The organism is Paraburkholderia sp. J10-1 (genome assembly GCF_905220165.1).
In the GTDB taxonomy this organism is placed as follows: Bacteria; Pseudomonadota; Gammaproteobacteria; order Burkholderiales; family Burkholderiaceae; genus Paraburkholderia.
This window is the reverse complement of sequence record NZ_CAJMYW010000001.1, coordinates 579213-602313: the sequence shown is the minus strand read 5'-3', so window position 1 is coordinate 602313 and position 23101 is coordinate 579213. Positions and strand designations below refer to the sequence as shown.

Genomic DNA, 23101 nt, shown 5'->3' with positions numbered 1-23101 from the left:
GCAAGCATCGAATCAATGATTAGTGTTACTAACGTTTACCGCGCCGGGATCTTCCGGCCCACCTTCGCATGGACATGAAATTCCAGATCCAGGGCAGTGTTGCGGTGGCGTTGCCGCCGCCAATCGGTGACAGCCTTATTGGGCTCGTTCTCGTCAACAACCTCATTCGAAACGGCTACCGGCCCATCGTGTTCGGCTGGGTGGCCGAGCAGCTCGCGGCCTGGTTTCCCCACATGACGGTGGGGTATCAGGCGGCGTATGCCGGCGCGTTCGACACGGTCATCGAACTGCGCCGCACCGAGTTCGGGCCGATGCTGAGCCGCTCGGGCAAGACGCTTTGTCTGGCCGAACTGCCCGAATACGGCGGCGGGAAGCACATGGTCGACCGCGTGGTCGACATTGCCGTGAATGTGCTCGCGTTACGCGATGTGACGCATTCGAACGGCCTCGTCGTGCCGCCCGGCGTGCAGCGCGGCCGCTTCGCGGATCGTGTCGTGATCCATCCCACCGGCAGCCACCGCGAAAAAATGTGGAGCCGCGAGAAGTTTCTCGCGCTCGCCCACGAACTCAGCCGTGCGCACCTGCATCCGAGCTTTCTCGTCGCGCCCGGCGAGTTTGCGGCCTGGCGGGAGAGCCAGGCGCAAGGGCATGAGGTTCACTCACTGCCGCGACTCGAGGACGTGGCGACGTGGATCGCCGAGTCCGCGTGGTTCATCGGCAACGACTCGGGGCTCGGTCATCTCGCTTCGTCGATCGGAGTCCCCACGCTCACGCTTTTCATGCGGCGCGGACTGGCGCGCACGTGGCGCCCGCGCTGGGGGCCTGGCCACATCGTATTGCCGCCCAACGTCATACCGTTCGGCAATCTCAAGGAGCTTCTGTGGACAAAGCTGCTCAGCGTGGGTCGTGTCATGGCGCACTTTCAGGCGCTGCAGTCGCGTTCATGAGCGCGAGCCATCAAACGCGGCGGTTTTGAAGTATTGGATCGATCAACTGTAGAGGAGGGGATGCCATGAAACTCGGCGTTTCCTGCAACGTGATGAAGCATAGCGGCGGCATGGAGCGCTACGCGAGAGATCTTGCGCGCGGCATTGCCGAGCGCGGCTTTCGCCCCGCCTATTTTGCGCGCAGCCTCGACCATGCGCTGCCCGAGTATGCGATGGTCGAGCCGCATCGTATCAACGTGTCGTTTTTGCCAGGCAAACTGCGCGACGCCTGGTTCTCGTGGCGATTGCGCCGCGCGAAGCGTGTAGCCGCCGTGGACATCATGATCGGCTGCAACCGTGTCGACAGTTCGGATATCGCCGTGTGTGGCGGCACCCATCGTGGCTTCCTGCGCGCAACGGGCCGCAGAACCAAGCTTACCGACCGTTGGCAGATTGCACTGGAGGAACGCCTGTACGCCAATGCGGCGATCATTCTGGCGCATTCGCCTTTGATGCGTGACGAACTGATCGAACTGTACGGAATCGACGAGGCCAAGGTGCGCATTCTGCGTCCCCCCGTCGACACAGCGCGCTTCACGCCAGTCGATACCGCTGCGCGCGCATCGCTGCGCAAGCGGCTCGGCTTTCAGGACAACGAGTGCGTGTTGCTGTTTCCTTCGAGCAGTCACATGCGCAAGGGCCTGCCGCTCATCGAGGCAGCCGCGCGGGACCTCAAGGAACCCGTCGTCGTCGCAGTAGCGGGGCGGCCGGTGGGCAGCCTCTCGCCGCACGTGCGTTACATCGGCTTTCAGCGCGAAATCGAGGACTGTTATCGCGCTGCCGACTTCACGATCCTGGCTTCCGCTTACGAGCCTTTCGGGTTGGTGGGTATCGAATCGGTGATGTGCGGCACGCCTGTGATCATTCCTTCGACGATGGGTTGCGGCGATGTGATCGCCACACAAGCGAAGCACGTCTTCGAGCGAGGAGACGTGCGATCGCTGCGCGAGGCGATCAGGCGCGCAATTGCCAGCCAACCCGCCGAGATGGAGAAAGGCAAAGCCGTGCTCTACGACGCCAGCGTGGCCGGGCACGTCGATTCACTGCTTTCGCTAGCCAGCCAGGTGCATACAGGTTGGGGTATCAGCGCCGTTGGCGCCCAGCGCGGCGCCGCTTCGACGCTGGGTCTGAACGCGACGGTCAGTCCGCGTTCACACTGACCGCCACGTCCACCCGATGCTCGCCGCCGCCAAGAATGACGCCGCGCAGCAGCGACACGTCGGTGTAGTCGCGGCCGATGGCGAGCGTAACGTGGCCTTGATCGGCGAGCACGTCGTTGGTCGGATCGAGATCGATCCAGCCTGCCGGGGGCGCAGAGAGTGCGGACGGCGCCGGGGGTACGTAGAGCGACACCCACGCATGCGAGGCGTCCGCGCCGATCATCGGCGGCGCGCCTTCGGGCGGGTCGTTGCGCAGATAGCCGCTCACGTAGCGCGCGGCGAGCCCGATCGAGCGCAGGCAGCCGATCATCACCTGGGCGAAGTCCTGGCACACGCCATGGCGCAGTTCGAACGCGCGCGCGGCGGGTGTGTCGAACGCCGTTGCCGAGGGCAGGTACTCGAAGTCGGCATGGATGCGATGCATCAGGTCAATCGCCCCGGCCAGTACCGGGGTGCCGGGCGTGAAGCTTTCCAGCGCGTAGGCTCGCAATCCGGGCTGCAGGGCGATATTCGGCGAAGCGAAGCAAAACTCCGACTCCGCGTAAAACGCGCCGCCCGCCGTGTAGCGCAGCATGCGCTCGACGTCTTCCCAGGCCGGTGTCGCGGCGACATCGAGCGATGCGTAGCGAGGCGTGAGCAGCACGCTCGTCTCGCTCGTCATTTGCAGGTAGTCGTGTGGCGCGTCGAACGAGAAGTAGAGGACCTCGTTGCCGAAGGCGTCGCAGCGGCTGGTTTGATACGACGGCGCGGGTTCGATGCGTTCGCGGTGCGTGAGCACGCGCTGCCACGGCAGGTCGAGCGGACGGATCGTCGCGAGATGCTGCGCGGTCTCGACGAGCGTCGAATAGCGGTAGGTCGTGCGGTGCGTGACCGCGAGGCGCGTGCCGCTCATGACCACACCTGCGCGGCGAGCGGCACGGCGTGGCTGAACCAGCGTGCGCTGATCTCATTCGACATCGCGGCCATGCGCTCGGCGAAACTATCGCACAGCGCGGTGAGCGCAGGGTAGCGGCCGTCGTCGCCGGGCTCGCAAAGCACTTCCAGTGTGGGCAGCGCCTCGACGGGCGCGAGGTGTGAGGCGAACGGCTCACGCTTCGGACCGCGTGAAGCCTGGGCGATTTCGTCGAGCCGCGCGCGCAGCCGCGCATAGACGCCGTAAAGGCCACGCGGATTGGTCGGGTCGGTCACGATCACGTCGAGCAGCGCGGGTACTTCGAGGCGCCCCGGGTAGAGCGAGCGATACGTGAGCGTGCTGTCGAACAGTTGCAGCAGCACGTCGAAGCCCGCGGGCGTGGCGAGCGTGCGTTCGTGCGCGGCGATACGCAGCATGGTGGCGAGTGCGGACACGCGTTCGATATGGCGTCCCGCGAACAACAGGCGCCAGGCTTCGTCGCGGGTCATGCGGTCGCCCTGGCAGCCGCTGATGGCGCTTAGCTGCGTGGCGAGCGTGTCGAGCGCGCCCATCAGCGCGATGCGGTCGTACGGCGTGGGACGCCTGAATTCGAGGGTAGTGCCGTTGCGCGGCGCCGCTGGCACGAGCGAAAGCGCGTGCAGCGCGTCGCGGAAGTCGTTGCGCGAGGCAAGCACGGTGCGCCAATGGTCATTCGAGAGCCGGCCGCGAATTTCGCCGCACGCGTACGCCTGGCTCGCGAGCGTGCGGCCGATTCCCGTTGCGCCCGCGTTTTCGTGCAGATTGGCGACGAGCGCGCGCTCGAAGTCGTCGAGGCTGCGCCGCGCTTCATGGCCCGTGGCGGGCACGAGCCCATTGGCGGCGGCCAGTTCGATGAAGGTGCCGAACAACTCTTCGGCGTCGCTGCCTTCGAGCGAGCCGAGAATCAACCGGCACAGGCGCACGCCGTTTTCGGCGCGCTCGCCGTAACGGCCCGCCCAGAACAGGTTCTCCGCCGAGCGGCTCGGCACGCGGCGGCGCTCGCGGTGCAGCTCGCCGGGCTTGATCGGGCTCGGCAGGAGTGTGAAGGTCGAACCGGGCTGGCTCGACAGCACCCAGGTATCCACGCTGCTGCCGCCCATCTGCATCGATACGGATTCCTGATGTTCAGCAGCCAGGCGCGTGAAGCCGCCAGGCAGCACACGCCAGCCGCATTCCTGGTCGGCAATCGCGTAGACGCGCAGGACGGCCGGCCGCGCGCCGAGCATGCCCGCGCCGTTTTCATAGCGCGGCGTATAGCTGTAGCGCAGCGGCTGCTGTACCGTGAACGCGTCGGGCAACTGCTCGATGCGCTCGCGCCAGTCGGCGAGCGTTTGCAACCCGGCGGCGAGCCCCGGCGCGGACGACGCGCTTGCCGCGCCGGGCCACGTCGGCACGAGCAGCGCCTCGGGCACCTGCGCGAGCGCGTCGTGCCAGGCCGCGTCTTCGCCGCACCACCAGGTCGCGCTGCTCGGCAGCGCAAGCTCCTCGCCGAGCAGCGCCTGCGCGATGCCCGGCATGAAGCCGTGCAGCGCGGGCGATTCGACGAAGCCGGCGCCCGGCACGTTCGAGACCATCACGTTGCCCGCCCGCATGACCTGCAGCAGGCCCGGCACGCCGATGGTCGAGTCGGCGCGCAGCTCGACCGGGTCGCAGAACGTGTCGTCGAGGCGGCGCAGCACCGCGTGCACGCGCTCGAGGCCATCGAGCGTCTTGAGGTACAGCATGTCGTCGCGCACCGTGAGGTCCTTGCCCTCGACGAGCGTGAGGCCGAGGTAGCGCGCAAGGAACACGTGCTCGAAGTAGGTCTCGCTGAACGGTCCCGGCGTGAGCAGCACGATATGCGCAGACGCGCCGCTCGCGCTGCGCTCGTCGGCGCTCATGATCTCGCGCGCGGCCGCGGCGAGCGTGGCGACGAGCTGCGAATAGGAAGGCGCGAGACGGTGCACCCGCATGGTGCGAAACGGCTCGGCAAAGAGGCTCGAGACGATGAGCCGGTTCTCGAGCAGATAGCCGAGGCCCGAGGGCGCTTCCGTGCGGTGCGAGACGACGGTCCACTGGCCTTCGGGCGAGCGCGCGAGGTCGAGGGCGACGATCTGCAGATACTGGCGGCCCGGCGGCACGAAGCCTTTCACGGCGCGCAGGTAGCCCGGGTGGCCGAACACCAGCGCGGGCGGCAGCAGGCCGCGCGCGAGCAGCGTTTGCGGCCCGTAGATATCGGCGACGATCTCGTTGAGCAGGCGCGCGCGCTGCGCGGCGCCGCGCTCGATCTGCGCCCATTCGGCTTCGTCGATGATGAACGGCAGCACGTCGAGCGCCCACGGGCGCGGCCCGCCCGCGTCGGCGTAGACGTTGTAGGTGATGTCGTTCTCGCGCACCTGGCGCTCGACCGAGGCCGCCGCGCTGTCGAATCCCGCCACCCCCGGCTTGCCGAGCAGGCCGAAGAACTGCCGCCACGGCTCGCGCAGCTCGCCTTCTGCCGTTTGCAGTTCGTCCCAGTGTCCGGCGCGCACCGGCAGCGTGCGCAGCGGCGCGAGCGCCTCGTCGTCGCTGGCGGAGGAATCGAACGGCAGGATGGATTGAGTCGGCAAGATCGTGGGTCGTGGCAGCGCGCCTCGCTCGCGAGGCGCGCCTTCGGTTAGGGCTATTGACGGGTTATCGGCCGCAATTAGCCGCGGCGTAGATCCAGTGTGAACGGAAATTCGAGGCTGCGCTCAGGCGGCGCCACTTCCACCGGCCCCGGCGTGTGGCCGGTCGTGAAGAAGCGCGCGCGGCGGCGGCTTTCGGCCTCGTAGGCGTTGACCGGAAACGTCTGATAATTGCGTCCGCCAGGATGCGCAACATGATACTGGCATCCGCCAATCGCGCGGGCATTCCAGGTGTCGACGATATCGATCGTGAGCGGCGCGTGCACGCCGATGGTCGGATGCAGCGCGGCCGACTGCTGCCACGCGCGAAAGCGCACACCCGCCACGCTCTCGCTCACGCGCCCAGTGGGCTGAAGCGGCAACGCGCGGCCGTTCACGCTGACGATATGGCGGTTTTCGTTGATGCCGAGCACGCGCACTTCGAGCCGCTCCACCGACGAATCGACGTAACGCACCGTGGTGCCGGCCCCGCCTTCCTCGCCCATCACGTGCCACGGTTCGAGCGCATGGCGCACCGAGAGCGCGATGCCGCCCGTCTGCACCTCGCCCACCAGCGGGAAGCGGAATTCGAAGTGCGGCGCGAACCACGCGGCGTCGAGCGCGAAGCCCGCCTGGGTCGTTTCGGCGAGCACGTCGTCGAAGTCCATCTGCACGAAGGTCGAGAGCATGAAGCGGTCGTGCAGCTCGGTGCCCCAGCGCGTGAGGCGCTGCGTGTACGGCGTTTTCCAGAAGCGCGCGACGAGCGCGCGCAGCAGCAGCTGCTGCGCGAGGCTCATGCGCGCGTGCGGCGGCATTTCGAAGCCGCGCAGCTCGAGCAGGCCCAGGCGCCCGGTCGGGCCGTCGGGCGAATAGAGCTTGTCGATGCAGAACTCGGCGCGATGGGTGTTGCCCGTCACGTCGATGAGGATGTTGCGCAGCGTGCGGTCGATGAGCCACGGCGGCACGCGCGGGCCGTTGTCGAAGGGGCTGCCGAAACCGCGCAGCAGATCGACTTGGCGCTGGATCTCGGCGAACGCGACTTCCAGTTCGTAGACCTGATCGTTGCGCGCTTCGTCCACGCGCGGCGCCTGGCTCGTCGGCCCGATGAACAGGCCCGAAAACAGATACGAAAGCGACGGGTGGTTGTGCCAGTAGGCGACGAGGCTCGCGAGCAGGTCGGGGCGGCGCAGGAACGGGCTGTCGGCGGGCGTGGCGCCGCCGAGCACGAGGTGATTGCCGCCGCCGGTGCCGGTGTGGCGGCCGTCGAGCATGAACTTTTCGGTGGAGAGCAGCGTTTCGTGCGCGGCCTGATAGAGGAATTCGGTACGCTCGACCAGCTCGTCCCAGTTCGACGACGGGTGGATGTTCACCTCGATCACACCGGGGTCAGGCGTGACCTGGAGCATTTTCAGGCGCGGGTCGCGCGGCGGCGGATAGCCTTCGATCACGACCGGCAGCGCGAGGTCGGCGGCGGTGGCCTCGACGGCGGCGAGCAGGTCGAGGTAGTCGTCGAGTTCGGCGAGCGGCGGCATGAAGACGTGCAACTGGCCCTGCGCGCGGCCGAACGTTGCGGCTTCGGCTTTCGGTCCCGCGGCGCGCGCCGGGTCGCGCGCTTCGACGCACAGTGCGGTGCGATGGATCCAGGCGGCCGACTCGCCGCGTTCGGGGTAGCGATGTGACGCAGAGGGCACGCCGGTGCCCCCCGCGCCTTCGGCGTAGGCGGCGCTTCCCGCACTTCCCGCACTTCCAGCGCGTTCTCCGCTACGCAATTGCGCGGCGGCATCAAAGTCCGCCTCGTACTGCATGCGCACCTCGGCCGCGCTGCGCAGCGGCGCCGGCGCGGCGAACGGATCGCGCGTGTGCTGCCACGGGTAGTCGGCCTCCGCGACCCACGGCAGCGAATCGAGCGGCAACCGGTAGCCCATTGGCGAGTCGCCGGGAATGAGATACATGCGCTCGTCACGGAAGAACCATGGGCCGCTGATCCAGCGCGGGCCCTGCAGCGCGGGTTGCCCCGCTCCAGGCTCGCCGCGCTCGCAGGCGAGCGGCAGCACGTAGCCCGTCACGGTGTCGAGGCCCGAGTCGAAGATACGGCGCAACCGCATGCGCTCCATCTCGTCGTCGAGGCGCGAGTCGAACGGATCGACGTTGACGGGCAGACGGCGCTCGCGCCACAGGTAATACCAGGTGTCTTCGTAAGCGGGCTGTACGTGCTCGGGATCAACTGCGAGCTTGGTAGCGAGATGTGCAATGAAGCGCTGCGCATCCTCGGCCGTGTGGTGCGTGAGCGAGCGCTCGTCGGCGAACAGCGCGGGGTCGCGCCAGCACGGTTCGCCGTCCGTGCGCCAGAAAAGCGACAGCGCCCAGCGTGGCAACTGCTCACCCGGATACCACTTGCCCTGGCCGATATGCAAAAAGCCCAGCGCGCCATAGTGCGCGCGCAACTTGTCCATGAGTGCGATGGCGTAGCGGCGCTTGGTCGGGCCGAGCGCGTCGGTGTTCCATTCGGGCGCGTCGCGGTCGCCCGCCGCCACGAAGGTCGGCTCGCCGCCCATCGTGAGGCGCACGTCCTGGCCGGCGAGCGCGGCGTCCACCTCGATGCCTACCGCGTGCATGCCGGCCCATTGCGCTTCGGTGTAGGGCTTCGTCACGCGGGGCGTTTCGAGCACGCGCGAGATCGACATCGAATGCGAGAACTCGACTTCGCATTCGTCGAGCGCGCCCGAGATCGGCGCGGCGCTGCCGGGCTCCGGGGTGCACGCCACCGGAATATGGCCTTCGCCCGCAAGCAGCCCCGAGGTCGGATCGAGCCCGATCCAGCCCGCGCCCGGCAGATAGACCTCGCACCACGCGTGCAGGTCGGTGAAGTCGGATTCGGCGCCGCGCGGGCCGTCGATCGCCTTGACGTCGGGTGTGAGCTGCAGCAGGTAGCCTGAAACGAAGCGCGCGGCGAGCCCGAGCTGGCGCAGCGTCTGCACGAGCAGCCAGCCCGTGTCGCGGCACGAGCCGGAGCCATTTTCCAGCGTTTCCTCGGGCGTCTGCACGCCCGGCTCCATGCGGATCAGGTAGCCGATCTCGTGCTGCAGGCGCTGGTTCAGATCGACGAGGAAGTCGATGGTCACGCGCGGCGTGCGGTCGATCGACTCGACGAACGCGGCGAAGCGCGGCGTGGGCTCGGTGCGCACGAGATACGGGGCGAGTTCGGCGGCCAGCTCGGGCGCGTAGGTGAACGGAAAACGCTCGGCGCTCGGCTCGAGAAAGAAGTCGAACGGGTTGTAGACCGCCATTTCCGCGACCAGGTCGATCGTGACGCGGAACTCGCGCGTCGGCTCGGGAAACGCGAGCCGCGCCTGATAGTTGGCGAACGGGTCCTGCTGCCAGTTGACGAAATGATCGGCGGGCTCCACGCGCATCGAATACGAGAGGATGGGCGTGCGGCAGTGGGGCGCCGGGCGCAGGCGCACCACGTGCGGCGCGAGGCGCACGAGCCGGTCATAGCGATACTGCGTGACATGGTTTAACGCGACACGGATGGACACACCCGACTCCTCGATCGACTTGGTTGGAACGGCGCAAAACGGATAAGCGGCGCACGGCGCAGCGTGCGTATGATGCAGTCGGCGCGAGTGCGGGATGTGACAGCCGCGGCGGCAACCGGGGCAAAAGCGCCGCCCGCGCGCGTGCGAGGCACGCCGCGTGCTGCGTGAGGCGCTGCGGCCCGCGCGGCCATCACAGGAATGCGGCCATGAAGACCTTTCACTGCGACCACTGCAATCAGCTGGTGTTTTTCGAAAACGAGCGCTGCGAGCGATGCGAGGCGCGCTTGGGCTATGTGCCGCAGACGGGCGAGATGCACGCTTTCGAAGACGCGGGCGAAGGCCGCTGGCGCAGCCTGAATGCCAAGGCCGCCGGCGCGCTCTTTCGCCAGTGCCACAACTACGCGGTCGAAAACGTCTGCAACGGCATGATTCCGGCCGATTCCGGGGACACGCTGTGCCGCGCCTGCCAGTTCACGCGCACGATCCCCAACCTCTCGCGAGCCGAGAACCGCCTGTACTGGTATCGCCTCGAAACGGCCAAGCGGCGCCTGCTCTATACGCTGGGTGCGCTCGGCCTGCCGCTCGTCACGCGCGCCGAAGACCCGGAACACGGCCTGCAATTCGAATTTCTCGAGGCAACCGACGATGGCGAGCCGGTCATGACGGGCCACGATCATGGCCTCATCACGATGAACATCGCCGAGGCCGACGACGCGCATCGCGAGCGCACGCGCGTCTCGCTGCACGAACCGTATCGCACCTTGCTGGGGCATTTCCGCCACGAGGTCGGCCATTACTATTTCGACCGTCTCATCGCGCAGGAGCCAACCGGGCGCTGGCTCGAACCGTTTCGCCGCTGCTTCGGCGACGAGCGCGCCGACTATGCCGAAGCGCTCGCCGCGCATTACGCCGAAGGCCCCGCGCCGGACTGGGCCGAACGCCATGTGAGCGCGTATGCGTCGGTGCATGCGTGGGAGGACTGGGCCGAGACGTGGGCGCATTACCTGCATATCGTCGATACGCTCGACACAGCCACGGCCTGCGGCCTCGCGCTGCTGCCCGAAAGCCGCGACGAGCCTGTGCTGGTCGACCAGACGCCGGTGGACGAGGCGAGCTTCGACAGCCTCATGGCGCGCTGGTTTCCGCTCACCTACGCGCTCAATAGCCTGAACCGCAGCCTCGGCATGCCGGACGGCTATCCGTTCGCGCTGGCAACGCCTGTCATCGACAAATTGCGCTTCGTTCATCGCGTGATCTCGGCTTCGTCTTCCCGGTCGTGAACGTCCACGCGCCGCTTGCGTTTTTGCGCTCTTGTGTTCGCCAACGCGCCGGCTCAGCGCTCGAGCACCCAGGTGTCCTTCGTGCCGCCGCCCTGCGAGGAATTGACCACGAGCGAGCCTTCGCGCAGCGCGACGCGCGTGAGCCCGCCCGGCACCATACGCACTTCCTTGCCCGAGAGCACGAACGGGCGCAGGTCGATGTGGCGCGGCGCAACGCCCGCTTCGACCCACGTTGGGCACGTGGAGAGCGACAGCGTAGGCTGCGCGATGTACTTGTCGGGGTTCGCGACGAGCACCGCGCGGAATTCCTCGATCTCGGCGCGCGTGGCGGCCGGGCCGATCAGCATGCCGTAGCCGCCGGCGCCGTGCGTTTCCTTCACGACCAGTTCCGGCAGATGGTCGAGCACGTATTGCAGGTCGTCGGCCTTGCGGCACATCCACGTGGGCACGTTCTTGAGCAACGGTTCCTCGCCCAGATAGAAGCGCACCATGTCGGGCACGTAGGGGTAGATCGACTTGTCGTCGGCCACGCCCGTGCCCACCGCGTTGCACAGCGTCACGTTGCCCTTGCGGTACACGTTCATGAGGCCCGCCGCGCCGAGCGTCGAATCGGAGCGGAAGACGTGCGGATCGAGAAAGTCGTCGTCCACGCGCCGGTAGATCACGTCCACGCGCTGCGGGCCCTTTGTGGTGCGCATATAGAGGTGATCGTTCTCGACGAAGAGGTCCTGGCCTTCCACGAGTTCGACGCCCATTTGCTGCGCGAGAAACGCGTGCTCGAAGTACGCCGAGTTGTACATGCCCGGCGTGAGCAGCACGACCGTCGGGTTGTCGGTGCCGGAAGGGGCGGCGGCGCGCAGCGTGTCGAGCAGCAGGTCGGGGTAGTGCGCGACCGGCGCCACGCGGTTGCGCACGAACAGGTCGGGAAAGAGCCGCATCATCATCTTGCGGTTTTCCAGCATGTACGACACGCCGGAGGGCACGCGCAGGTTGTCCTCCAGCACATAGAACTCGCCCTCGCCGGCGCGCACGATATCGATGCCCGCGATATGCGCATAGATGTCGTGCGCGACATTCACGCCCTGCATCTCGGGGCGGTACTGCGCGTTGCGCAGGATCTGGTCGGCGGGCACGATGCCGCGCTTGACGATCTCCTGCTCGTGGTAGATGTCGTGGATGAAGCGGTTCAGCGCATTCACGCGCTGGCGCAAGCCGCGCTCGAGCGTGTTCCACTCCTGGCGCTGGAAGATGCGCGGGATCACGTCGAAGGGAATCGTGCGCTCGGTGCCCGCGCCCGTGACGTCCTTTTCGCCGTAGACGGCGAACGTGATGCCCACGCGCCGGAAGATGGCGTCGGCTTCGGCGCGCTTCTTGAGCATTTGCTGCTCGCTCTGGCTGCGCATCCATGTGAAGAATTCGCGGTAATGGGCGCGCGGCTCGCCGGCCTGCGCGAACGCCGCGGCGGAGAGGCCGCGAACGTCGAATTCCCCGTACTCGAACATCTCGTTGAAGAATGTTTGCTTCATGTTCGTTTTTCCGTCCGCTGCTTTTCTGCGCTGTTGCTTCGCGCTTCTTCATACAGTTCGATAATCGGGCTGCATGGGGTCATGCAACTTCCATGCCGATGCCGGGCGGGGGCGTGTCGCGCCCGTTGTTGGTGCACGGTGACGATCAGAACTCCATATCGAGTTCGTCGATGTCCTCGGTTTCCGACTGGGCCGCCGCGATCCATTCAGCAACGTAAGGCTGCTTGAGTATGCGCATGCAGTAGTCGCCGATGTCGGGGTCGATCGGCACGTCATAGGTTAGCAGGCGTGTGACGACGGGCGCATACATCGCGTCCGCCGCGCCGATCTCGCCGAACAACCAGGGCCCGCCATACTTTTGCAGACATTCGCGCCAGATCGTCACGATACGCCCGATATCGTCCTGCGCGCGCGACCAGACGCGAAAGTTCGGGAAGTGGCCGCGCAGGTTCATGGGCAGCGCCGAGCGCAATGCGCTGAAGCCCGAATGCATCTCCCCGCATACGGAGCGGCAGTGCGCGCGCGCCGTGCGGTCCGCGGGCAGCAATTGCGCTCGCGGCTGGATCTCGTTGAGGTATTCGCAGATCGCGAGCGTGTCCCAGACCGTGATGCCGTCGTGACGCAGGCAGGGCACGAGAATGGAGGGCGAAAGCAGCAGCAACTCGGCACGCGCGGCGGCGTCGTCGAGCGGCACGGTTACCGTTTCGAATTCGAGTCCAGCGAGTTTGGCCAGCAGCCAGCCGCGCATGGACCACGACGAATAGTTCCGGCTGCTGATCGTCAGGGTCGTATTCGTCTGATTCATGGGTGCTCCAGAACGGTAAGGAAACGGTGGGCAGGTGCGGGAAGGAAGCCGCATGCACCGAATGCGCGCATCACGGGTGCATGCACCTCTCGCGGCATGCGCCGCACTACATTGCGGCATGCAGGACGGCGCAGCCGGCGCGCTGTGCACGTTGTGCGAGGCGTTCGCGCCCCGCTGCCGCGGCGCGGCGCGCAGGCCGCGGCGCGCGTGCTCGCGCACGCATGCCGCGCCACGCCGAAAAGGTGCAAACACTGTGCCAATGAACGCTTCTGGCATATGTATTGCCTGCTTCACTTCGCGTTCAAGACAATTGAGACCCGTGCCCATGAACCTGCTTGCCTACCTGGCCTACCAGACGTTCGCGGACGCGACGAGGTTCGGGCGTGCCGCCGCGTCGTTTTCCCGCGCGGCGATCGCGGCCTGGCCCACGCTCGCATCCGGATTCGACGCGCGCTATCTCGATGCATGGTGGGAGCAGATCGAGCTTGCCGGGCTTTCGCACGCGCGGCCGCCGTTTGGAATCGATTTCGTGGAGGTCGATGGCGTGCGCACGCCGGTGACCGAAAGCGTCGTCAAGCGCACGCCGTTCGCCTCGCTGCTCCACTTTCGCAAGGACGTGGCCGTGCCGCAGCCGCGCGTGCTGCTCGTCGCTCCCATGTCGGGGCACTTCGCGACCCTGCTGCGCGGCACCGTGCGCACCATGCTGGCCGACCACGACGTCTATATCACCGACTGGCACAACCCGCGCGACGTGCCCTTGGCGGCGGGCCGCTTCGGCTTTGACGAATACGTCGAGCACGTCATGTCCTTCATTCGGCGCATCGGGCCCGATGCGCACCTGGTGGCGATCTGCCAGCCGACGGTCGCGGCGCTGGCGGCCGTCTCGTTGATGGCCGCCGACAACGATCCCGCGCAGCCCGCGAGCATGACGCTGATGGCGGGGCCGATCGATTGCCGGGTGAATCCCACCAAGGTCAACGAACTCGCCAACAGCAAGCCGATCACGTGGTTCGAGCGCAATCTCATCAGCGCGGTGCCAGGCGGCTTTCCCGGCGCGCAACGGCGCGTGTACCCGGGCTTCGTGCAACTCAGCGCGTTCATGTCGATGAATCTGGAGCGTCATCTCGCGTCATTCGAGGAGATGCGCCACGAACGGGCGAAGGGCGACCCCGCGAGAGCCGATGCGCTCAACGTGTTCTATCGCGAGTACTTCGCCACCTCCGATCTCACCGCGGAGTTCTATCTGGAAACGGTCAGCTCAGTGTTTCAGGAGTACCAACTGCCGCTCGGCAAGCTCAAGGTGGGCGAGCGCCTTGTCGAGCCGCACGCGATCCGCCGTACGGCGCTGCTCACGATCGAAGGCGAGAAGGACGATATCTGCGCGGTGGGGCAGACCGTGGCCGCCCACGATCTGTGCCGGGGGCTGCGCCCCTATATGAAGACGCATCATGTGCAGACGGGCGTGGGCCACTACGGCGTATTCAATGGCCGCCGCTGGGACACGCAGATTTATCCGCTCGTGCGCTCGACCATTCACGACCACGAGCCGCGCGCGCGACGCATTGCGGCGCCGGAGGCGGTAGGCGACGATCAGGTGACCCTGCGCGCGCTGCTCGACGCCGACGCACATGCGGCATCGGCGATCAGCCGCGCGGCCGAAACGCAGCCCAAATAGGACGGACGGCGCGCTTTAGGTCGCGTCAGGTCGCTTTACGTCGCGGCGCTCGTTTGCCATGGCGTCGGCGCCGGCACGGCGCACGGCGCTTCCACATCGATCGACTTGAAGTCGGCGGGGCTCACGATTTCGAGGTACTCCATGTCGGGCGAGTAATCGAAGAGGTAATGCGCGATGCCCGGCGCCTGATGCACGCAGTCCCCCGCTTCGACGAGGGTTTCCTTGTCGCCGTACATGAAGCGCGCCCAGCCCTTGAGCATGATGACAATGTGAAATTCTGCCTCATGCCGGTGCCAGCCCGTGCCCAATTCCGGCGCAAGATTTGCCCTGACGAGTTGCGCGACCACCTTGCCGTGCGTCGCATCGGCGATTCCCAGGTCTCGATAGACGAAGAAGTCGCGCAGCCCTCCGCCCGTAAATGACGTGTCCTGCGGCTTGACGTGCGAAAAGTCCGTGGCGAGTGCGGTTTGCATGACAGGTCTCCCGAGCGCGAAGGTTGAAGGGGCAACGGGTTCGACAAGCACGACGCGTTCCAGCGTGAGGCCATGAACATTCGGGTTCTTCTATGACGCCGTGGCCGGTTATATCGATTCTGTTATTCATCACATAATGAATCGAAATTTCGGCCTTAATTTTGACTGACCAATATTTTCGCTAACGTGACGTTATCCGGCGGACAACTGTCGAATCGCGTCGCATCCTTCCCAATCCTGTTTCGGAGACCTCATGGCAACAAAATTCGCTTGCGCGGCGGTGCGCTCACTGCGCTTCGCGGCGACGGTCGTCGCCACGCTCGGCGCCTGTGCCGCGCTAAGCCCCGCGGCTACCGCCGCGGCCCCCGCCGCGGCCCCGATCGGCGTTGCGTTCGTCTATCTCGGCAACCCCGGCGACGCAGGCTGGACCTATGCGCACGAGCAGGGCGTGAAGGCGATCGAAGCGAAGTTCGGCGACAAGATCAAGGTCACGCGCGTGGAGAACGTGCCCGAATCGGCCGACTCCGAGCGCGTGTTTCGCGATCTCGCAAGCAAGGGCAACAAGATTATCGTCGGCTCGAGTTTTGGTTTTCAGGACTTCGAACTGAAGACCGCAAAGGATTACCCGGACGTGGTATTCGAGCACGCAACGGGCTACAAGAAGGCCGCGAACTTCGCGACCTATGACGTGCGCACGTACCAGAGCGCGTATCTCGCCGGGCTCGTTGGCGGCTATACGACGAAGACGAATACGCTCGGCTTCGTCGCCTCGGTGCCGGTGCCGGAAGTGGTGCGCAACATCAACGCCTTCACGATGGGCGCGCGCTCGGTCAATCCGAATGCGAAGGTCAAGGTCATCTGGATCAATAGCTGGTTCGATCCGGGCAAGGAGAAGCAGGCGGCCGAAACGCTGATCGGCCAGGGCGCGGACGTGCTGATTCAGAACACAGATTCGACGGCGACGATGCAGACGGCCGAGCAGAAGAAGGTGCACGCGTTCGGTTGGGACTCCGATATGAAGAAGTTCGGCCCGAATGCTCAATTGGGCGCATGCGTGAGCTACTGGGGCGTGTATTACTCTCACCTGGTCGAACAGGTGCAGGCGGGCACGTGGACCAATGCGCCGACGTGGTGGGGCCTCAAGGAAAAAGCCATCGACCTTGCCGACATCAATACGGCAACCGTTTCGCCTGCCGCGCAAAAGGCGCTCGCGCAAAAACGCGACGATATCATTGCCGGCAAGTTCGATCCGTTCGCGGGACCGATCAAGGATCAGAGCGGCGCGATCAAGGTGGCCGCCGGCACGTCGCTGCCCGATGCCGAGTTGCAGCGGTTGAACTGGTTCGTGCAAGGCGTAGACGGCGCATTGCCGAAGTAACACCGCCGACGTAACGCCACCGACGTAACACCACAACAAGGAGGAGACATAGTTTGAGCCTGACCCATTTGCCGCAACAAAGCGCGTCGGCGTTTCCCGAGCAAGGGCTCGCGCCGACGCGCGAACAGATCGTGCGCCATTTGCGTCACGCGAGCCTTGTCGCGGAGCGTGCGACGCTCCTGGGTCACCACCCGTTTGGCGCCATTCTCGTCGGACCCGATCAGGAGTCGGTGCTCATCGAACAGGGCAATGTCGATACCATCAATCATGCGGAGGCGGTGCTCGCGCGTACCGCTGCGCTGAACTTTACGCCGCAATACTTGTGGAGTTGCACGCTGTATACGACGGTTGAGCCGTGTTGCATGTGCGCGGGCACGGCCTATTGGGCGAACATTGGGCGCGTGGTGTTCGGCATGACGGAAGAGCGGCTGCTGCAATGCACGGGCGACCATGCGGAGAATCCGACGATGAGTGTGTCGTCGCGTTATGTGTTCGACCATTGCCAGAAGCGCGTAGAGCTGATCGGGCCCGTGCCCGAGGTCGAGGAAGAAGTGATGCAGGTGCAGCGCAGGTTTTGGGGGCATCGGTAACCGTAGTCGCGGGGGCGTAATTGGGCGTAATCACGCGCAATTGCGCTTTAAGTCATCTGACCTATGCTTAACGCACCGGCTTCGTTTGAACAGGAGGAAAGCAAATGAAAGCTCGACGCGTGTTTGCAGCCCTGCTGGCTGTATCGCTTGTCCTCGCGCTTCCGGCAACCGCGAGTTACGCATGCGACGGTAGTGGTTATAACCAGCCAAACGGCCCGGGAAAATGAAGCGGTCATGTAACTAGCCGCTGGCCGGGAAAACCGCCACCAAAAAACTTTTCTGCACCGCCGCATCGGGTATGCTCATCCCCATCCGTCTCATTGCATTGACGAGAAACAGGGGAGCGAAGACATGCGGCGTGTGGTATTCAATCAGAAGGGTGGCGTAGGCAAGTCAACGATTGTTTGTAATCTCGCCGCAATCAGCGCGAATGAGGGTCAGCGTACGCTCGTGATCGACCTCGACGCGCAGGCAAATTCGAGCCAGTACCTGCTCGGGGCCGCTTCCGCCGATGCGAAGCCCAACGTCGCCGACTTCTTCGAAACCGCGCTGACTTTCAGCTTCAGGCCCATCGACGTCACGTCGTTCATTCATTCGACACCGTTCGAGAATCTGGACGTGATGCCCGCGCATGCGGACCTCGACACGCTGCACGGGAAGCTCGAGTCGCGCTACAAAATCTACAAGTTGCGCGACGCGCTCAAAGAACTCGACATGTACGATGCGATTTACATCGACACGCCGCCTGCGCTGAACTTCTACACGCGCTCCGCGCTAATCGCGGTCGAGCGCTGCCTCATTCCATTCGACTGCGACGACTTCTCGCGCCGCGCGCTCTACACGCTGCTCGAGAACGTGAAGGAGATTCAGCAGGATCACAATGCCGCGCTCACGGTCGAAGGCATCGTCATCAACCAGTTCCAGCCGCGCGCGAGCCTGCCGCAGAAGCTCGTCGACGAACTCGTCGATGAAGGGTTGCCGGTGCTGTCGTCGCGGCTGTCGTCGTCGGTGAAGATTCGTGAATCGCATCAGCAGGCCAAGCCTGTCGTGCACCTCGACCCGGCGCACAAACTCACACGCGAGTTTGTCGCGCTACACCAGGAATTGAGCGGAGCCTGAAGAGCAAGAGCGGACATCACCGGTTTACGCCCCCGGCGGAGTGTGCAAGTATCCCTCGCAGCGAGTAGCACCGATACTCTTGCTCTCTTGCGAGGTGCACAATGGACTGGAGGTTCTGGAAGACCGAGAAGCGCCAGGAAGAAGAGGCGCGCAACTGGCCGACCGATACGCATGAATCCATACGCCAACTCCTGGGCATGTACCAGGGCGTTGGCACGCCGCCGTTCGCGAACTGGGCCGCGCCCGGCATCGCGTTCACCCCCGAAGTCGAAACGACCGCCCAAAATGGGGTCAAGGGCTATCAGCTTGCCCTGTGGTTCTGGCTGTTTGCCGAGAAGCACGGCACCATCGCGGCGCGAATGGCGCGCGAAACGTTTTGCCTGCTAGCCGATGCCGCGCAGCCGTCGTCGGGAGACGCGATCGATACGCTCCTCGACCAGGAAAATCGCCTGGCGCGTGCCGTCGAAGCGATTTCCGCCGAACAGCGCGCGTTCGCGCTCGAAGGCATGCGTGTAGAGCTGCCGATGGAATTCTTTCTCGCCACCGGCACCCTGAGGCTTCGGCCCGAGTCGCCTTATGCGGGGGAGGCGGGCGCTTCCCTGCAAGGCAACGACTACAAGCTGGCGGACTGCTTTCGCCACGCCACTGACGAAGCGCTCGCCGTTTTCCGGCCGATGATCGAGGCCGTCGAATTCGACGCGAAGTCGCTGCCCAACTGGAAATGGAGCGCCCGGCCCGGCGCGGCGGAGCGCCACTTGCAGCGGCGCTACAGCAATCCGCTTTTCCCTCTGCACCGGCAGATGGTGACGGCCCACGACGTGCATGAAGCGCGGCTCGCCGACAATCAGGCGCTGCAGGACATTCGCAACGAACTCAATGAAGTGAGGCGCGCATTCTTCGAAAAGCCGGAGCTGCCGCTGAACTGGCTGGCCTACCTCGAAAGCTATCGGGACGAAGTCGACCGGCTCGATGAACGCCGCCTCGTAGCGGGCGGGCAAAACGCTGCGCTCGGCGAAGCGATCGCGGCGCTACGTGCCGACGTGCTTGCGCCGTGGCGCGCCGAGATCCAGAAGAGCCGCCCGAGCCTCGCCGCGCTCGAGCAGGACGAAGCGCGCAGGGCCGAACGGCGCGCGCTGCTGTACGGGTGCGACTGGACGGCGCAACTGCTGAGTCACGGCTCGCTGATCCCGCCGGAGGAAGTCGTGCCCGCACTGCTGAGCGAATCGCCGCCTGAGCTGGAGCGGGCGGTGACGGGGCTGCAGTCCGAGCCGCGTTTGCATGAGACGCTGGCGCACTGCCGGGCCGTTGGGCATCGGATCGTCAATGAGCTTCGCGCCGCGGGTCACAGCTTTCCCGATATGACCGACAAGCTTCGTATTCTGGACGGCTCATTCGACGGCCCGCTGAACCGTCCCCAGGACGGACCGCACGACAGCGCAACGGGGCAGGTGCCCGCGTGAAGAGGCGGGCATCCGGCTGATTCGCTACCGTCAGGTTTTCAGCCGGTAGCCCGTTTTGAAGATCCACGCCGTGATCACGAGGAACAGCGCGAGAAAGGCGGCTGTCATGCCGAGACTCACGCCGACGTCGACGTCCGCGAGCCCGTAGAAGCTCCAGCGAAAACCGCTGATGAGATAGACGATCGGGTTGAACAGCGTGATCACCTTCCATGCGGTGGGCAGCATGTCGACCGAGTAGAAGGCGCCGCCAAGGAAGGTGAGCGGCGTGATGACCAGCAGCGGCACGATCTGCAACTTCTCGAAGTTGTCCGCCCAGATGCCGATGATGAAGCCGAGCAGGCTGAACGTGACCGCCGTTAGCAGCAGGAACAGCACCATCCACACGGGATGCTGGATCTGGATTGGCACGAACAGCGCCGCGGTCGCGAGGATGATGAGCCCGAGCACGACCGACTTGGTCGCCGCCGCGCCGACATAGCTGATCACGATTTCCAGGTAGGACACGGGCGCCGAGAGCAGTTCGTAAATCGTGCCCGTAAAGCGCGGGAAGTAGATGCCGAACGACGCGTTCGAAATGCTCTGCGACAAGAGCGACAACATGATGAGGCCCGGCACGATGAACGCGCCGTAGCTCACACCATTGACTTCCTTGATGCGCGAGCCGATCGCGGAGCCGAATACGATGAAGTAGAGCGAGGTGGAAATCACCGGCGCAACGATGCTTTGCATCAGCGTGCGCCGGGTGCGCGCCATTTCGAAGCGGTAGATGGCGCGAATTGCGTAGTGGTTCATCGCGAGGTTACCTGTCCTTTTACCTGTGCTTTGCCATCTTCCTCGACCGCAGGCGCGGCGAATGGCGCAGCGGCCGCCGGGTCCTGATGGACGAGACTCACGAAGATGTCCTCCAGCGAACTCTGGCTCGTTTTCAGGTCCGTGAAGCCAATGCCGGCATCGCTCAGGTCTTTCAGCAGCGCAATGATGTCGTTGCGCTCGTTTTCGCTGTCGTAGGTGTAGATGAGTTCGGCGCCGCTGCCGGCCAGTTCCAGCCCCCAGGCGGCGAGCCCTTCCGGAATGGCGCGCAACGGGGCTTCGAGCTGCAACGTCAGTTGCTTGCGGCCCAGCTTGCGCATGAGCACGTCCTTGTGCTCGACGAGCATGATCTTGCCTGCGTTGATCACGCCGATCCGGTCGGCCATCTCTTCGGCCTCGTCGATGTAGTGGGTCGTGAGAATGATCGTCACGCCGTTCGCCTTGAGCCCGCGCACGAGTTCCCACATGTCGCGGCGCAATTCGACGTCCACACCCGCAGTCGGTTCGTCCAGGAACAGGACCTGCGGCTCGTGCGCGAGCGCCTTCGCGATCAGCACGCGGCGCTTCATGCCGCCCGAGAGCGTCATGATCTTGTTGTTGCGCTTCTCCCACAGCGACAGGTCGCGCAGCACGCGTTCGACATACGCGGGGTTGGCCGGCTTGCCGAACAGGCCGCGGCTGAACGACACCGTGGCCCAGACCGTTTCGAATGCGTCGGTGGTGAGCTCCTGCGGCACGAGGCCGATCAGCGAGCGCGCGGCGCGGTAGTCGGCGAGGATATCGTGACCGGCCACGCGCACGCTGCCTTCGCTCGCGTTGACGATGCCGCAGATGATGCTGATGAGCGTCGTCTTGCCCGCGCCATTCGGCCCCAACAGCGCGAAGATTTCGCCGCGCTGGATGTCGAGGTTGATGTTCGTGAGCGCGTGGAGCCCCGATGCATAGACTTTCGAGAGATTCTCGATGGAGAGGATCGTTTGCATGTGCGTGACATTACCAGAAGCGGGTAAAACACACCGCGCGGACCACGCGGGACCGCTCCAGGGAAAACCCTCGCATCTCATTCCCATTCGCTGGGAATCGTATTTTTGATTTCTGGGAGTGACGTGGCATGCTGACTGCATCCATTCAGCCTTCGTCCTCCAGGTGAAACACGAACCCGGTGTTACCGGCGCAGAGCGCCTGCTACTGGTGCTTTCGGCACTCGCGAGCCGCGGCAAGGCAATGTCCGCGAAGGACATGCTCGCGGCAACGGGTCTCGCGCAGAGCACACTCTACCGCCAGGTCGCGGTGCTCAAGCGCTGGGGCTTCGTGACCGAAGACGCCGGCTATTACGCGCCGGGCCCCATCAGTCTGCAGCTTGCGCTCGGCTTCGACGTCAATTCGCTGCTCGTCGAATCGAGCCGCGAAGGCATGCTGCAACTCGCGCGGACCTCGCAGGAGAGCGTCGGACTCGTCGTTGCCGTGAACGACCAGGTGGTCTGCCTCGAAATGGTCGAGAGCACGCATTCGCTGCGCTGCTCGTTCGAGAAGGGGCGCGCGGTTGCACTCAAGGCCGGCGCGTCGGCCAAGTCACTGCTCGCGTTCATGCAAGAAAAAGCGCGCGGCGAGGCGCTCGATCGCCTCTTCGCCGGCGACGCAGCGGGCCGCGCCGCGATCGAAGCGGAACTGGCGCAGATTCGCGCACGCGGCTACGCGGTGAGCGAAAGCGAAGTCGACCCCGGCGTATGGGGCGTGAGCGCGCCGGTGTTCCGGCGCGTTGCGCGCGGCGCGCTCGCCAACGCGTCGATCACCTTGATGGCGCCGTCCTCGCGCGTGGCGGGCCGCGAGCTTCAACTCGCCGACTGGACCTTGCGCACTGCGCACGCCATTTCCGCCCGCCTGCAAACCGAATGAATGCGATTGAATGCGATTGCATTTCGATAGACCGCAACGAAAGAAGTCAACAACCGTAGCGTCCCGATCAACCACACACCGGAGTCCAACCATGAAACTGCACAAACTGCTGTCCGCCACGTGCGTCGCATTCGCGATGTTCGCCGCCGCCGCTCCCGGCACCGCGAGCGCGCAAGCGCAGAACGTTCTCCAGGTCGCGACCGATGCGACGTTCCCGCCGATGGAGTTCACGGAAAACGGCCAGCGCACCGGCTTCGACGTCGACCTCATGAACGCGCTCGCCAAGGCCATGGGCAAGCAGGTCCAGTGGACCGACATCGACTTCAAGGGGCTGATTCCGGGGCTCATTGCGCATCGCTTCGACGCCGCGATCTCCGGCATCTACATCACGCCGGAACGCAGCCAGGTGGTGGACTTCACGCAGCCGTATTTCGCGGGCGGCCTCGTCGCGCTCGTGAAGGCCGACTCGCCGATCAAGACGCTCGCCGATCTCGAGGGCAAGAAGGTCTCCGTGCAGGTCGGCACGAAGTCGGTGAACTTCCTGCGCGACAACTACCCGAAGGTCACGCGCGTCGAGGTCGAGAAGAACCAGGAAATGTTCGACCTGGTCGGCATCGGCCGCGCCGACGCCGCCGTTACCGGCAAGCCCGCCGCGTATCAGTTCGCACGCACGCGCCCGGGATTTCGCGTGCTCGACACGGAGCTGACGAAGGAGGCCTATGGCATTGCGGTGCGCAAGGACGAACCGCAATTGCGCGATTCGCTGAACGCAGCGCTTGCGAAGATCAAGGCGGACGGCACCTACGCCCAGATCGTGAACAAGTGGTTCGGCGCCGGTTCGAAGTAATG

At 65.2% G+C, this 23101-nt stretch carries 17 protein-coding genes and 1 pseudogene; 10 read left to right on the top strand and 8 right to left on the bottom strand.

What is annotated here, in order from left to right:
• Positions 1 to 68: 68 nt before the first annotated feature.
• Both U5A65_RS02630 and U5A65_RS02625 read left to right on the top strand, forming a co-directional pair.
• On the top strand, positions 69 to 947 hold the full coding sequence (locus U5A65_RS02630) for a glycosyltransferase family 9 protein (RefSeq protein ID WP_321945399.1): 879 nt from the start codon (positions 69 to 71) through the stop codon (positions 945 to 947).
• Positions 948 to 1012: 65 nt separating this feature from the next.
• Positions 1013 to 2050: pseudogene (locus U5A65_RS02625) on the top strand (glycosyltransferase family 4 protein); the annotation flags it as partial.
• A gap of 76 nt (positions 2051 to 2126) precedes the next feature.
• On the opposite strand, the gene U5A65_RS02620 reads toward U5A65_RS02625, so the two are convergent.
• The 3 genes from U5A65_RS02620 to U5A65_RS02610 form a co-directional block, all read right to left on the bottom strand.
• Positions 2127 to 3038: a transglutaminase family protein gene (locus tag U5A65_RS02620; RefSeq protein WP_321908513.1), complete on the bottom strand. Its 912-nt coding sequence runs from the start codon at positions 3036 to 3038 to the stop codon at positions 2127 to 2129.
• Positions 3035 to 5665 (bottom strand): circularly permuted type 2 ATP-grasp protein, encoded by a 2631-nt coding sequence (locus U5A65_RS02615; protein ID WP_321945398.1) that lies wholly within the window; start codon positions 5663 to 5665, stop codon positions 3035 to 3037. Before U5A65_RS02615 ends, U5A65_RS02620 begins: the two co-directional genes overlap by 4 nt.
• Positions 5666 to 5742: 77 nt before the next feature.
• Positions 5743 to 9240 carry a transglutaminase family protein gene (locus U5A65_RS02610; RefSeq protein ID WP_321945397.1) on the bottom strand — a complete coding sequence of 1166 codons (3498 nt, stop codon included), beginning with the start codon at positions 9238 to 9240 and terminating at the stop codon, positions 5743 to 5745.
• Between the two features lie 206 nt (positions 9241 to 9446).
• Between U5A65_RS02610 and U5A65_RS02605 the strand changes: the two genes are divergently transcribed.
• Positions 9447 to 10520 carry a putative zinc-binding metallopeptidase gene (locus U5A65_RS02605; RefSeq protein ID WP_321908519.1) on the top strand — a complete coding sequence of 358 codons (1074 nt, stop codon included), beginning with the start codon at positions 9447 to 9449 and terminating at the stop codon, positions 10518 to 10520.
• Positions 10521 to 10573: 53 nt separating this feature from the next.
• On the opposite strand, the gene U5A65_RS02600 is transcribed toward U5A65_RS02605, so the two are convergent.
• Both U5A65_RS02600 and U5A65_RS02595 read right to left on the bottom strand, forming a co-directional pair.
• The gene (locus U5A65_RS02600; protein ID WP_321945396.1) at positions 10574 to 12046 is read right to left on the bottom strand and encodes a circularly permuted type 2 ATP-grasp protein; all 1473 of its coding nucleotides are present in this window, start codon (positions 12044 to 12046) and stop codon (positions 10574 to 10576) included.
• Between the two features lie 145 nt (positions 12047 to 12191).
• Positions 12192 to 12851, bottom strand: coding sequence for a glutathione S-transferase family protein (locus U5A65_RS02595; RefSeq protein ID WP_321908522.1), 660 nt, complete (start codon positions 12849 to 12851; stop codon positions 12192 to 12194).
• Between the two features lie 325 nt (positions 12852 to 13176).
• Here U5A65_RS02595 and U5A65_RS02590 point away from each other — a divergent pair, with 325 nt between their 5' ends.
• A complete protein-coding gene (locus tag U5A65_RS02590; protein ID WP_321945395.1) occupies positions 13177 to 14526 on the top strand; it encodes a polyhydroxyalkanoate depolymerase in 1350 nt (449 codons plus the stop codon).
• Positions 14527 to 14561: 35 nt separating this feature from the next.
• Here U5A65_RS02590 and U5A65_RS02585 read toward each other — a convergent pair whose 3' ends face one another.
• On the bottom strand, positions 14562 to 14999 hold the full coding sequence (locus U5A65_RS02585) for a cupin domain-containing protein (RefSeq protein WP_321908526.1): 438 nt from the start codon (positions 14997 to 14999) through the stop codon (positions 14562 to 14564).
• Positions 15000 to 15252: 253 nt separating this feature from the next.
• Between U5A65_RS02585 and U5A65_RS02580 the strand changes: the two genes are divergently transcribed.
• From U5A65_RS02580 to U5A65_RS02565, 4 genes are all read left to right on the top strand, one after another.
• Entirely contained in the window at positions 15253 to 16377 is a 1125-nt protein-coding gene (locus U5A65_RS02580; protein WP_321945394.1) for a BMP family ABC transporter substrate-binding protein, read from the top strand.
• A gap of 53 nt (positions 16378 to 16430) precedes the next feature.
• Positions 16431 to 16967 (top strand): nucleoside deaminase, encoded by a 537-nt coding sequence (locus U5A65_RS02575; protein ID WP_321945393.1) that lies wholly within the window; start codon positions 16431 to 16433, stop codon positions 16965 to 16967.
• Between the two features lie 351 nt (positions 16968 to 17318).
• Positions 17319 to 18086, top strand: a complete 768-nt coding sequence (locus U5A65_RS02570) for a ParA family protein (protein WP_158761326.1) — start codon at positions 17319 to 17321, stop codon at positions 18084 to 18086.
• A 101-nt stretch (positions 18087 to 18187) separates the two neighbouring features.
• Positions 18188 to 19546 carry a tryptophan leader peptide gene (locus U5A65_RS02565; protein ID WP_321945392.1) on the top strand — a complete coding sequence of 453 codons (1359 nt, stop codon included), beginning with the start codon at positions 18188 to 18190 and terminating at the stop codon, positions 19544 to 19546.
• A gap of 30 nt (positions 19547 to 19576) precedes the next feature.
• On the opposite strand, the gene U5A65_RS02560 is transcribed toward U5A65_RS02565, so the two are convergent.
• Positions 19577 to 20338, bottom strand: coding sequence for an ABC transporter permease (locus tag U5A65_RS02560; RefSeq protein ID WP_321908532.1), 762 nt, complete (start codon positions 20336 to 20338; stop codon positions 19577 to 19579).
• Complete coding sequence (locus U5A65_RS02555; protein ID WP_321908533.1) at positions 20335 to 21339, bottom strand: ABC transporter ATP-binding protein; 1005 nt, start codon at positions 21337 to 21339, stop codon at positions 20335 to 20337. The genes U5A65_RS02560 and U5A65_RS02555 overlap by 4 nt, the downstream gene beginning before the upstream one ends.
• A 163-nt stretch (positions 21340 to 21502) precedes the next feature.
• Here U5A65_RS02555 and U5A65_RS02550 point away from each other — a divergent pair, with 163 nt between their 5' ends.
• On the top strand, positions 21503 to 22252 hold the full coding sequence (locus tag U5A65_RS02550; RefSeq protein WP_321908535.1) for an IclR family transcriptional regulator: 750 nt from the start codon (positions 21503 to 21505) through the stop codon (positions 22250 to 22252).
• A gap of 91 nt (positions 22253 to 22343) precedes the next feature.
• The gene (locus tag U5A65_RS02545) at positions 22344 to 23099 is read left to right on the top strand and encodes a transporter substrate-binding domain-containing protein (protein WP_321908537.1); all 756 of its coding nucleotides are present in this window, start codon (positions 22344 to 22346) and stop codon (positions 23097 to 23099) included.
• Positions 23100 to 23101 lie beyond the last annotated feature (2 nt).